Source organism: Microvirga sp. BSC39, from assembly GCF_000739015.1.
Lineage (GTDB): Bacteria > Pseudomonadota > Alphaproteobacteria > Rhizobiales > Beijerinckiaceae > Microvirga.
This window is the reverse complement of sequence record NZ_JPUG01000006.1, coordinates 1-12,621: the sequence shown is the minus strand read 5'-3', so window position 1 is coordinate 12,621 and position 12,621 is coordinate 1. Positions and strand designations below refer to the sequence as shown.

The 12,621-nt window shown below is 61.5% G+C and carries 11 protein-coding genes; 6 read left to right on the top strand and 5 right to left on the bottom strand.

The window, feature by feature from the left end; all coding sequences use genetic code 11:
* From MA07_RS29365 to MA07_RS00745, 5 genes are all read left to right on the top strand, one after another.
* The coding region (locus MA07_RS29365) for a PAS domain-containing protein (RefSeq protein WP_200879299.1) at positions 1–769 on the top strand (769 nt) is incomplete at its 5' end.
* 438 nt (positions 770–1,207) lie between these two features.
* Entirely contained in the window at positions 1,208–1,417 is a 210-nt protein-coding gene (locus MA07_RS00760; RefSeq protein WP_036345714.1) for a type II toxin-antitoxin system ParD family antitoxin, read from the top strand.
* A 28-nt stretch (positions 1,418–1,445) separates the two neighbouring features.
* Entirely contained in the window at positions 1,446–3,713 is a 2,268-nt protein-coding gene (locus MA07_RS27375; RefSeq protein ID WP_052002664.1) for a PAS domain S-box protein, read from the top strand.
* 150 nt (positions 3,714–3,863) lie between these two features.
* Positions 3,864–5,048 (top strand): GAF domain-containing sensor histidine kinase, encoded by a 1,185-nt coding sequence (locus MA07_RS00750; RefSeq protein WP_036345727.1) that lies wholly within the window; start codon positions 3,864–3,866, stop codon positions 5,046–5,048.
* 386 nt (positions 5,049–5,434) lie between these two features.
* Positions 5,435–6,430 (top strand): SDR family oxidoreductase, encoded by a 996-nt coding sequence (locus MA07_RS00745; protein ID WP_036345711.1) that lies wholly within the window; start codon positions 5,435–5,437, stop codon positions 6,428–6,430.
* Positions 6,431–6,967: 537 nt separating this feature from the next.
* Here the strand turns inward: MA07_RS00745 and MA07_RS00740 are convergent.
* The 5 genes from MA07_RS00740 to MA07_RS00720 all read right to left on the bottom strand — a co-directional run bounded on the left by MA07_RS00740 (position 6,968) and on the right by MA07_RS00720 (position 12,000).
* Positions 6,968–7,243: a hypothetical protein gene (locus MA07_RS00740; RefSeq protein ID WP_052002662.1), complete on the bottom strand. Its 276-nt coding sequence runs from the start codon at positions 7,241–7,243 to the stop codon at positions 6,968–6,970.
* Positions 7,244–7,972: 729 nt separating this feature from the next.
* Positions 7,973–10,714, bottom strand: coding sequence for a PAS domain S-box protein (locus tag MA07_RS27370; RefSeq protein ID WP_052002661.1), 2,742 nt, complete (start codon positions 10,712–10,714; stop codon positions 7,973–7,975).
* A gap of 200 nt (positions 10,715–10,914) precedes the next feature.
* On the bottom strand, positions 10,915–11,295 hold the full coding sequence (locus tag MA07_RS00730; protein WP_036345707.1) for a helix-turn-helix domain-containing protein: 381 nt from the start codon (positions 11,293–11,295) through the stop codon (positions 10,915–10,917).
* Between the two features lie 33 nt (positions 11,296–11,328).
* Positions 11,329–11,718 (bottom strand): hypothetical protein, encoded by a 390-nt coding sequence (locus tag MA07_RS00725; RefSeq protein WP_036345704.1) that lies wholly within the window; start codon positions 11,716–11,718, stop codon positions 11,329–11,331.
* 9 nt (positions 11,719–11,727) lie between these two features.
* Entirely contained in the window at positions 11,728–12,000 is a 273-nt protein-coding gene (locus MA07_RS00720; RefSeq protein ID WP_036345701.1) for a hypothetical protein, read from the bottom strand.
* 142 nt (positions 12,001–12,142) lie between these two features.
* Here MA07_RS00720 and MA07_RS00715 point away from each other — a divergent pair, with 142 nt between their 5' ends.
* On the top strand, positions 12,143–12,613 hold the full coding sequence (locus MA07_RS00715; protein WP_036345719.1) for a MarR family transcriptional regulator: 471 nt from the start codon (positions 12,143–12,145) through the stop codon (positions 12,611–12,613).
* Positions 12,614–12,621 lie beyond the last annotated feature (8 nt).

Here is a 12,621-nt window from a genome sequence, read left to right as displayed (position 1 = left end):
GCCGGTCCACATGGACGACATCACCCTGTTCATGATGCGGCGCGGCTTTCGCGAGGAGACCCACTTTGCGTTCTCCTACACGCCCGTTCGGGATCACACCGGTGAAGTCGCCGGCTTCTTCTGCCCCTGCATGGAGATCACCGCTCAGGTCATGGCCGAGCGCCGCTTGGCCGCCGAGAAGGAGCGCCAGCAGCGCCTGTTCGAGCAGGCACCCGGCTTCATTATCGTCCTGACCGGCCCCCACCACGTGTTTGAGTTCGTCAATCAGGCTTACCGTCGGCTGTTTGGCGACCGTGATTATGTTGGCAAAACTGTCAGGGAAGTATTCCCGGATCTGGAGGGCCAGGGCTTCTTCGAGTGGCTCGACCAGGTCTACGCAACCGGTGAACGGTTTGTAGCCAGCCATGTCCCGGCCCGCCTGCAAGCCTCGTCTGATGTACCTGCAAAGGAAGTGGTCCTCGACTTCATCTATGAGCCGGTGATCGATGAGACCGGCATCATCGGCATCTTCTGCGAAGGCCATGACGTCACGGAAACCCACCTCGCCCAGCAGGCACTTGCGCGGGAGAAGGAGCGCCTGGAGATCCTCAACCGGATTGGCTCGCAGCTTGCCTCGGAACTCGATCTCGACACCCTGGTCCAGGTTGCGACCGATGCCGGTGTGGCCCTGACAGGGGCACAGTTCGGTGCGTTCTTCTACAATGTCACCAATGAGCAGGGTGAGAGATACATGCTCTACTCGGCTTCCTGGAGCAGGGCATGGAAATGATCACCAAGCCGTTTGCCGTGGAAGCGCTCGCAATTCGTATCCGTGAGATGATCGAGCGGCGAACGGTGGGGCAAGCCGCGGACTGATCTTCAGGCTTCGCAGTCAAAGTTCCCGTGGGGCTGTCGGTTTGATAGCGTGGCCGTCAGGAGGATGGTTAAGGTCCGGATCGGGTCAACTTTTCACGTTGCAGTCGCTCATTGAACGTCGGCTCTTGAGCGCCGAAGGCTATCAAGTGCTCATGTTCCTGGTGTGCCCGGTTCGGGCTGCCTCCAAGCTCGCCAGCACGGTTGCACAATCCTTCTGTATGCTAGGGCTCCCGAAAACCTAAGACCGATGGCGCCTCAAGGATTTTGCAGATCCACGGCTTGACCGAGTACCCGTGGGGCATATCTGAGCGTGTCAATCCCTGACATCAAGCAACGCCGTGGGAGGGGACGCATGCCAGGCACCCCTAAGAGCCTCAACGTGTCCCTGACGCCGGAACTCACCCGTTTCATCACCGCACGCGTGGCCTCGGGCCGATACCAGACCGCCAGCGAAGTGGTCAGGGCGGCACTTCGTCTGCTCGAACGCGAAGAGGCCGGCCTGCTCCCGCAGATGGCAGCGAAGCAGCCGCAGCCCAAGACCGGCCCGACAACCAATGAATGAGGAGACTTCCGGACGACCCCACCGGAGAATGGCGGACGGGGACACCGCCGTGCAGCCGCCAGGTCACGCAAGCTGGCCCAGTGGCGGGGGTGAGATGGGCGAGCGCATCCGCACTCACGACTGGGGGGCCACACCGCTGGGACTCATCGAGGCCTGGCCGCAGAGCCTCAAGACCGCGGTGGTCATCATGCTGACCACTCGGCACCCGGTGTTCATCTTCTGGGGACCCGAGTTCGTCTGCCTCTACAATGATGCCTATGCCGCCTCGCTCGGTTCGGAAAAGCACCCCTTCGTGCTGGGCCGGCCCGCTCCAGAAGCTTGGCCCGAAGCCTATCCGATCGTTGAGCCGGAGCTGAAGCAGGTGATGGCCGGCGGCGAAGCCACCTGGCAGGAGAACAATCTCGTTCCCATCCACCGCAACGGCCGCATCGAAGAGATGTACTGGACCTACAGCTTTGGCCCGATCCATGACGCCGCTGCGCCCCACGGCGTGGGCGGCGTGCTGACCCTCATCACGGAAACCACACGCTCGGTCGTGGCGCAACGGGAGACGGAAGCCCGTTACCGCCTGCTGTTCGAGGCCCTCGACCAGGGCTTCTGCGTGATGGACGTGATGTTCGACGAGCAGAACCACCCGGTCGACTATGTCTTTGTCGAGATCAACCCTGCCTTCGAGGCACAGACCGGTCTGCGAGATGCGGTGGGCAAGAGTATACGCGCCCTACAGCCCGAACACGAGGATTACTGGTTCGAGACTTATGGCCGAATTGCGCTCAGCGGTGAGCCGGAGCGCTTCGAGCACGAGGCAGCTATCCTCGGGCAATGGTATGACGTCTTTGCCTTTCGGGTTGGTGATCGGGAGCAGCGGCGCGTCGCAGTTCTGTTCGACGACATCACGGACCGCAAGCGGGCCGAAAAGGCCGTCACCGAAAGCGAGGAGCGCCTCCGGCAGGTGCAGGAGGCGGCGCGGATCGGCAGTTTTGACTTCGACCTGGCCACCGGCAGGGCCATTGCGTCACCCGAGTACCTGGACCTGTATGGCTTGCCCCAGGATCGACTCGGCTTTTCCTACGAGGAATGGATTGCACTCGTGCATCCAGAGGACCGGCCGCAGATCGAGGCGGAAACGCAGGCGGCGGTGACTGATCCCACGCGCCACCAGCTCGACTATGACTTCCGGATCACCCGTGCCGATACGGGCGAGACACGCTGGATCACCGCCCGAACGAAGCTCATCCGCGACACTGGCGGGCGCTTTGTGCGTTCGCTCGGAGCCCAATGGGACATCACGGCGGACAAGAACAGCGAGGCGGCGTTGCGCGAGAGTGAGGCCCGATTCCGGCACATGGCGGACTCGGCACCGGCCCTGATCTGGATGTCGGACGAGACAGGCCAGATCGTTTTCGCCAACATGCATTACGATCATGTGTTCGGGCGCCCGGCGTTGGAGATGCTCGGCGATGGCTGGCGCGACATTGTCCACCCCGAAGACCTGCCCGGGTTCGAGAACGGCTTCTTCGAAGCCTTTGCCGCCCGCCAGCCGTTCCGGACCGAGGTGCGGGTCCGGGACCGGAATGGAAACACCCGGTGGCTGCGCTGCGAAAGCGTGCCGCGCTTCGATGATGCCCGGCGCTTTCTCGGCTACACGGGGTGCAATGTCGACATCACCGAGGCCAAGGTGGCGGAGGAGCACCGCGACTTGCTCATCCACGAGCTGAACCATCGGGTGAAGAACACGCTTGCTACCGTGCAGTCCATTGCGAGCCAGACGCTGCGCAACACCGGGACAGCTCAGGAGGCGAAAGCAGCCATTGAGAATCGCCTTATCGCTCTGTCGCGGGCCCATGATATTCTGACGCGTGAGAGCTGGGAAGGAGCAGATCTCTACGAGATCGCGGAACAGGCTGTCGCCCCCTACGCCAGCCGGGGTGATGACCGCCTGCATCTGAAGGGTCCCCGGGTTCGGCTGCCACCACGCATGGCGCTGGCGCTGGCTATGGCGCTTCAGGAGCTTGCGACCAACGCGGTGAAGTACGGCGCCCTGTCGAATGCCTCCGGGGAGGTCAGGATCGCCTGGAGTGTTGAACAGGGCAAGCCCGCCTGCTTGCACTTGAGGTGGGAGGAGAGTGGCGGTCCTCCCGTTCAGGCCCCCACCCGCCTCGGTTTCGGCTCGCGCCTGATTGAGCGCAGCCTAGCCCAGGATCTCGGGGGGACAGCTAAGATCGCTTTTCCCAACACGGGTCTGATCTGCACGGTGGATGCGCCACTCGAATGGACAGCAGATTTTACGCAATGAGACAGAACCCGGTGGGTGGAGGTACCCGCCTCAGCAACGCGTGGGAACCCACACCTTCCTAATCCGCTTTTGCTTCGTTTCCGGTTCTTCTCAAGTGACACAATGGCTTAGGCTGGGTAAGTTGTGTCAAAACAAGGGGACCCTTTGGACGTGCCGACCGACTTTGAGGCGGATCTTGCCGCCATCGACCGCATCCAAGCCGTGCCGACCATTCTGGAAGTCGTCTGCCGCACCACCGGCATGGGCTTTGCGGCCGTGGCCCGGGTGACCGAGGACCGCTGGATCGCCTGTGCGGTGCGCGACGACGTCCAGTTCGGCCTCAGTCCCGGCGGCGAGCTGAAGCTCGAGACCACGATCTGCCACGAGATCCGACAGTCGGGACAAGCGGTGGTCATCGACCATGTGGCGGAGGATCATACCTACTGCCAGCATCACACTCCGGCGATGTACGGGTTCCAGAGCTACATCTCCATGCCGATCGTCCTCGCGGACGGCTCCTTCTGGGGCACGCTGTGCGCCATCGATCCGCGTCCGGCACGGCTGAACAACCCTGAGACTATTGGCATGTTCAGGCTGTTCGCCGAGCTGATCGGCTTTCATCTGAATGCCAATGAGCGCTTGGCCGCCAGCGAGGCGAACCTTCTCGATGAGCGCAAGACCTCCGAGCTGCGCGAGCAGTTCATCGCGGTGCTGGGCCATGACCTGCGCAACCCGCTCGCATCCATCGATGCCGGCGCCGGGATGCTGCTGAAGGAGCCGCTTACCGCGAAGGGCGCGACCCTTGTCGGTCTGATCCGGAGCAGCGTCGGGCGCATGGCTGAGCTAATCGACAATGTGCTCGATTTTGCCCATGGTCGCCTGGGAGGGGGCCTGACGTTGGAGCGTGACGCGCACGTACCCCTGGGAGAGGTGCTGGAGCAAGTTGTCGACGAGCTGCGGACGGCCTGGCCCGAGCGGCGGATTGAGACGCAGTTGGCCGTGACGAAGACTGTGAGCTGTGATCGTGCCCGCGTTGCGCAACTGCTCTCGAACCTGGTGGCGAATGCCCTCACCCATGGCGCGAGCGAAGAGCCGATCTTAGTCCGTGCCGCAACCCTGGACGGGAGCTTCGAGCTCTCCGTCGCGAACAAGGGCGAGCCGATCCCGCCGTCCACGTTGGAGCGCCTGTTCCAGCCGTTCTTTCGGGTGGCGGCTCGTCCGAGCCAGCAGGGGCTGGGGCTTGGGCTCTACATTGCCTGCGAGATTGCAAAAGCCCATGGGGGTTCACTGGATGTGACCTCCGACCAGCAAGAGACGCGCTTTACCTTTTGTATGCCACTCACCCGATCGCTCTGAATGCCTCATCGCTCACTGTCGGTAGCGCCACAAGGGAGTGTCTACACAGGGTTCAGGCGGCGAAGTTCGCCGACCTTTCGGAACGTCCGGTGTTCCGCGCGGGAGCTGACATTCGGTGTTCTTCCGCCTCGTGCCAGAAACCGACAAATAGGCAAGTTTGTCAGGAAACTACTCGGATTAGCTTGCAGGGTGTTGGGCTAACCTCCTGCACCCCGTTTCAATCGGCAGGGGAGCGGATCGCTCGCGCGATGAACTCAGATTGGGCAAGTGAATACCTTCTTCTGAGTGGCTTCGACACATTGCATTCAACGCTCTTGCAGCCACGGAACCGGTTCTAGGGGAAGTCGTTGAACCGCGTAACCCCGCATGCCCTGGAGACCTGTCGTATGACCGACGTTGACGCCTCACGCCGTCTTTTCATAGCCGGTGCCGCACTCGCCACGGCCGCCGCCGCGACGTCTCCCGCAGCGGCGCAGGTCGGCCCCAAGCAGCCTGGCGCACCGACCGCGCCGGCAGCCGCGGACTACCCAAAGCCTCCCTTTCCGGTGCAGCAGCAGCCGTGGCCGGGTCTCGCCTCGCAGATGAATCCTCGCCCGGACCACGGCGAGACCAGCTATCGAGGCTCGGGCCGGCTCGCCGGCAAGCGGGCGTTGATCACTGGCGGAGACAGCGGCATTGGTCGCGCTGCGGCGATTGCCTATGCCCGCGAGGGAGCTGACGTCGCCATCAACTACCTGCCCGCCGAGGAGCCGGATGCTCGCGAGGTCGTGGAGCTGATTCGTGCAGCTGGCCGCAAGGCGGTCGCGATCCCAGGCGACCTGCGCGACGAGGCCTTCTGCCAGCGGCTGGTCGAAGACGCGTTCCGCGAACTCGGTGGGCTCGACATTCTCGTCAACAATGCTGCCCGCCAACAGACGAAGCCCGCCATTGCAGAGATCTCGAGCGCGGACTTCGACGCTACGCTGAAGACCAACGTCTATGCACCCTTCTGGCTGACGAAAGCCGCAGTGGCGCGGATGGGACCCGGTGCTGTCATCGTTAACACATCGTCCGAGCAGGCCTCCGATCCTTCGGAGGACCTCGTCGACTACGCCCTGACGCGCGCCGCCGTGCTGAACTTTACGAAGTCGATGGCCAAGCAGCTGGCGCCCAAGGGCATCCGGGTCAACGCGGTGGCGCCTGGGCCGTTCTGGACCCCGCTCCAGGTGAGCGGCGGCGCAACGCCTGAGAAGCTGCAGAAGTTTGGCTCGCAGAGTCCGCTTGGCCGGCCCGGACAGCCTGCAGAGATCGCCGGCCTCTATGTTGCGGCGGCCGATCCGGCGCTCAGCTACTCCACTGGTCAGATCTTCGGCGCAACCGGCGGCGGCGGCCAGCCGGCGTAAACTTAGGCCTTCCCCTATGCTGGTGTGACAACCAGTTTGCATCAGTATGACAGCAGTGTCGCCTGGGAGGAGCTACGCCTAGCCTCAGCCGCTTCAGGCACGACCAGAGGTGCAGCCGAGCGCACGCGGCACTCACAAAAGGGGAACATGGGACCTCGAACCCTCCATCCCGCGAGGCCTCGCAAGATGTCGCCAGCTGGGTCGTGACCGGCTCTTTCGTCCATTGTCATGAGACTTTCCTTACGGTCGCGCAGTTCTGGCAAACGCTAGCGCGACAGATCGATTTTGAGACCTGCTTACCTGCGAAATGCCTAGCGTCGTCTCAGACACTCCCGATCTCCTGATGGAGTAGGTTACCACCAACTGTCCTGCCTGAATTGATCAGAACAAGAGAAACAGGAGAATGATGATAGGGATCGGAATGCCAATGAGCCAAAGGAGTGCGCCTTTAAACATGTCAGTCTCCTGGTTTCATGCAGTGGGTTCTAGGATGCAGCCCCGGCGCGACCTCTTGGTTCAGGCCGGTGATCTAGCGCCTCACTTTGTCTTAAGGTTGGAGAACATCAGCACCTTGCGCTCAAGGTCGAATGTAGTGTGATCACTTAGACCAAAAAGCCTCAGCATCGGCTCAACGTCGTCGGCGTCGGGCTGTAGGATGTACTCCTCCACACCATTGTCGAGAATCAGCTGGACGGTGAACTTGCCTACCTCGCCACGCCCCTGTTCGGTCCAGGACGCCTGGATGTCGGTGACCTGCCGCACCTTGTAGTGCCGCTCTAATTGCTCTGACTGCCTCTCGTTCTGGTCTGCCATGGTGGGCTCCTTTTGCTGCTAGCTATTGCGAGGTAGGGCTCGCCAGCCTGTAAAGAGGTGTACGTCAGCCATGTTCCATCAAGTTATTTGACGTCCCTACAGCTCCGACAGCTGCCTGGTCGTCTCCTTAATGTGCTCAACGCGGGAAAGGTCCGGAATGGACAATCCGGGAAATGCTCTGCCCTACACCACGGTCTGGTGTTTCGCTCCTATGCAGATCGAAGCCCTGCTCCCGCATTGGGCCATTAGGAGACATTCGGCCTCATAAGATGCACTGCGCTGAGCCCTCGGTGGCCTGCGTGGAAGTTTGCGGAGAGCTGGTTATGGAATAGGCTTGAAGATCAAGCGTAGTATTGACGAGATCTAACCATCGGCCTTTGCCGCCTGCGGAACAAAGGCGAGGACCAAGAATTGGGTTTATGCGTTCACCTTGACTATTCTGTCGCCCATATCAGCCAAGCAGCCGTCAAAGTCAGACCTCAGCCGCACCCTGGAGCGGGTGCGTCAGCACCAAACCATCTTGGTCGAGTTCGCCCGGGTCTCGTTAGTCCCAGCTTAGGCCGCCAACCTGCGGACGAGGACCATCGGAGGCGTACACCTGCCAAGTGCACAGCGGGTCAATGCTGTCTCAGGAAGGGCCGCACTCCTCTGTTGTTGCCTCGGTGCGTTCTGGAAAACTCTGGACGATGGCTGACGCTGCGAGAAAACGCTAAAATCTTGCAGGTTGTCTCATGGCCCTTGAACAGGTGCATCAAGGGTGCACACCAAGCCGGTTGGCTCAAAGGCAAGCTGAACCCGCCCCTGGAGTTCCTGCGCGAGACTTCGTTCAATCAGGCGGGTCCCAAAGCCACGACGGGTTGGAACCACAACCGGAGGGCCACTGCTCTCGATCCAGACCAGATGAAAGTGGGGCGCATCGGCGCTCGGTCTCACTGCCCACGTAATCCGGATCTCACCCATTTCGTTCGACAGGGCACCATATTTGACCGCGTTCGTCGCCAGTTCATGAAGGGCCATGGCAAGAGCCAGCGCCATCTGGGGAGACAGACGGACGTCTGAACCCGACACTTGCACGCGGTTCTCGCCATCATATCGGTACGGGCCTATGGCACCCATGACAATGTCCTTAAGACTTGCTCCCTCCCAGTTCTCTTGCGTCAGAACATTGTGGGCACGAGACAGCGCAATTAGGCGCTCCTCCACACCTCGTTGTGCCTCCTCCATCGTCCTCGAATTGCGCAACGTCTGCGAGGCCACCGACTGCACCGTCGCCAGAGTATTCTTCACGCGATGGTTCAACTCATTGATCAGCAGCCGCTGGTGCTCCTCCCAGCGCTTGCGCTCGGTGATGTCGCGAAAGATCGCCGCCGCCCCGATCACCCGGCCGGCTGCATCCGTCATGCAGGTTGCCAGAACCGACACATCAAGCAGGCTCCCGTCCTTGCGGCGGCGTTTCGCTTCAAAACGAATGTGCCCTTGAGCGATGGTTTGTTCGAAGGCGCCTGATTTTACCTTCGCTCCGGTCACAGGATCCAGGGGCACCAGAAGGTTCACAGGCTGGCCGACCGCTTCAGCTTCGGTGTAGCCGAACAGAGCCTCGGCCCCCTTGTTCCAGGTGACGATCCGCTTGCCTGCCGCATCGAACGAGATGATGGCATCCGGCGAGGAAGCGACGATTGCTGCCAGCCTTGCATTGGCTTCTACAGCTTGCTTTTGCTGCGTGACGTCCATGACGACGCCACGGGAGCGGATAACCTGGCCCGCCTCATTGCGGATGTACTCGCCGCGCCCTTGGATCCACCGATTCGAGCCGTCCGGCAGGAGGAGGCGCAACGGCCAATCGAACTGGCGCACCGACAGATCTTCGCTCAGAAGGCGGGAGGTCTGCCGAATCTCGTCAACATCATCGGGATGGAACCGGGCACGGATGTCCTCGATGGTTAGGTGGTACCCAGCCGGATAGCCGCAGAACTCATTCAGGCGAGGCGTGGCACATACTTCGCCCGTCACGTGATCGAGGTCGAAGATTGCGAGGGAGCCTGCCTCCAAGGCAGTGCTCAATTCCTCCTCGCGCTCCCGCAGGCTCTCCTCGTTCTGCTTACGGTCAGTGATGTCGAGGATCACCCCAACGGTCCGGGTGGGCCTCCGGTCCAGGCCGAATTCCATCTCAGCCCGCATCAGGAACCAACGTAAGGATCCGTCGAGGCGGTAGAACCGGTACTCGACTTCGAAGAAGTTTTCTCCCCGCTCAATTGCCGCCATAGCCGCAGCGGTAAGCCGATCCCGGTCTCCCGGATAGTAGTGAGAGCGTAACTCCATCGCGTCGATCTGAGCCTCGGGCGGATATCCCAAGAGGCGGTTCAACTCGGGGGTTGCGGTGATGGTGTCTGTTGCGGTGTCATGTGCCCACGCTGCCATGCGGCCAGCATCGATCGCCAGCCGAAGCTGGTTTTCGCTCCCGCGCAACGCTGTCTCAGCACGGGCACGTTCAACGGCGTCCCAGGTCCGCTCGGCGACATCCTGGATGAGCCGAACTTCGGCCTCGGTCCATTCCCGTGGTGCGCGGCTGTGGACATACAGAGCCGCCACCATGCGCCCGTGCTTGATCAGGGACATGGTGACAACGGCCCTCGTCTGCAGAGAAGCGAAGGCTGCCAATGAGCCAGGGCGATTCATCCGGGGATCAGTTTCAGCATTGCACACAATGAGCGGCTTGCCCTGCTGCAGGGCGGAGTGGATCTCCGGCCCGAAGGCTGCCAGATCGTGAGTGCCGGTGTGATGCTCGACGGTGCCATCGGTCCAGTTCCGGGGCGTGGTGAAGTAGCGGGCGCTCTCATTCACCTCACCATAACCAACCCGGCTGACTCCGAGATGCTGTCCCAGCATCTCGGCTGCGACACAGATCACCTCTAGAGGATCGGTAAGGCCCCGCAATCGGTCGGTCAGGGTCAGCAGGAACTCCAGCCGTTGCTCGGCCTGGACCTTGCTGGTGGTTTCCTGAAGGGTACATAACGCACCGGCTACCTGGCCCGAAGCATTACAGAAGGGGCTGTAGGAAAAGGTGAAGTAGGTCTGCTCCGGTTGTTCCCGGCGGTGCAGAACCACCGCCATGTCTTCGAAGTAGGAGGGCTGGCCGGCATAGGCCTGGTCGATCACTGGCTCGATCTGCTCCCGCACCTCAGGCCAAATCTCGAAGAAGCCCCGCCCTAAAGCCCAAGGGTGCTTTTGCCCGAGCACAGGGATGTAGGCGTCATTGTAGATAAAGGTGTGGTCCGGCCCCCAGAGAAGAAACATCGGCACTTTGGACGCCAGCATCACCTCAACCAGAAAGGTCAGGCGATCCGACCATTCGCCCAATGGGCCGAGCAAAGATGATGCCCAATCGTGACCATTGATGAAGACCCCCATCTGCTCCCCACTAAGGAAGTGGCGCATGGGAGCATTGGGCTTCACGGCCGAGATGGGAAGCATATGTCATTCGCTTCAGCTGGCGCTACGCGCATTGTTCTTGCTGATGGATAGCCGGGGCGGCTCGCAACACAAAGATTGGCATAGGGCATGAAGCGAACCAAGCATAATCCTGTTACGGGTGTGGTGATTGGAAACGCAGGTTTGATCGGCCGGTGTCGGCCCGCGGCGGCAGTGAATTCAGGTGCCGGCTCAGGGTTCTCTCACACGATACCCCATACTCTGCTGTACCGGGTTCGGCCAGTAAGTTCGTATGGCAGGGCGCCGCCGAGCTGCGCCAGCATCAGGTCGACGGCCTTGGGTGTGACCATCAACAGCTTGGACCCGAGCGGCACCGTCACCAGCGGGCGGGACAGAAACAGCTCGGCCAACTCCGGCCGCTTGGAGCTGGAGCGGGTCTTGGCCGTCACCCGGTTCATCAGCTCACGGGCGAGGATGAGCCGGTCAAGATCCTTGTGAGCGATGACAAGCCCCTCCTCCAGCACCTGGCAGAAGACCTCCAGCGTCTTGGCTGCCCCTTCCCTGCCCTCCGGCCGGAGCTTCGGCTGCTTGAAGGGACCAGAACAAGAGCTGTGTCCAAACACGCTCCATTGGGCACAACTCTTGTTCCTGCCCCTTTATGTGCTTCTCCTGTCTCGGTCGACCAGCCTGATTCGGTCGGGCATCGCCTTGTGATCGGTCTCTCTAAGTGCCTTGCGCGCCTGTAGCAGCCCCTTTCGGAAGGCTCTCATCGTATGCGCATCAAAGTCGGCGCGGGTCATCGGGTGGTGTTCGGGAGTGTCGGCCATAACGGCGGCCTGCGGCACCGCTGAAGCCTGCACGGTCTCCCGCTCTGCGTGGGCGGCAGCGGTCTGGAGGAACAAGGCTCCTCCACTCACCGCTGTGCCCAGCAACAGTAAGGCGCTGAGAACACGAGCAGCGGTCTCGACCCTGTCCGGCGGCTCCGGAGGTCTGAAGTAGTTCGCAGGTCGACGTGTGCGGTTGCGCATGGTGAGGATCCGGTTCATCGCATCACCTCAGTCGCATTCATGCACGATGCGGGACACGACCTTGCCCTGAGGCGTGCGATGCTTCTGCACTTCGAGGTAGCAGTTCTCGGCCAACGCGAGGCCCTGCACATCTTGCAGGCTCTCCTCGCCGTCATGGTTCTCCACGGCAGCCATCTGCATCGATGCCTCAGGTTTGGCACCCGTCTGAGGCGCTGCAAGAGCTGCGTGGCTGATCAGGAATGCGACACCGATGGTCAAAACAGCGACGCCTCTCAGGAAGGGAGCGGGGATGCGGGTCATGGCAGGCTCTCAGGAAGCTGGGGTGGAGGCCTGCCCTGGTGTGCAGGTTCAAATTCATTACCGAGCAATTGACTGACGCGCAACTATACTAACGGGCTATTCAGTGGTACGCTAACGAACATCATTGCTCCAGGAGTACACCTTGGCCAAACCGCAGCCGCTTGACCTTGCCACCCTTGAAGATGGCCTTAAGCTCGACCGGCAGCTTTGTTTTGCCGCCTATTCCCTGTCGCAGGCCTTCAACCGCGTGTACAAGCCGGGGCTGGACCAGGTCGGCCTCACCTACCCGCAGTACCTTGTGCTGCTGGTGCTTTGGGAGCAGGACGACCAGATGATGAAGCACATTGGCGAGCGGCTTCATCTCGACTCAGGCACGTTGACCCCGCTGTTGAAGCGACTGGAAGCTGCCGGCATCGTGCGCCGCCAGCGGGATCCTGAGGATGAGCGACAAGTGCGGATCATTCTCACGCCTAAGGGTCACAGCCTGAAGGAGCAGGCCGCCAAGGCGCGGCACAACGTGGTCTGCGCCAGTGGCCGCTCAGCCCAGGAGATCCAGGCGCTCAGGGATGAACTCATCCGACTGCGCGACAGCCTCAACAGCTTTCTAGAATAGTCTTCCGC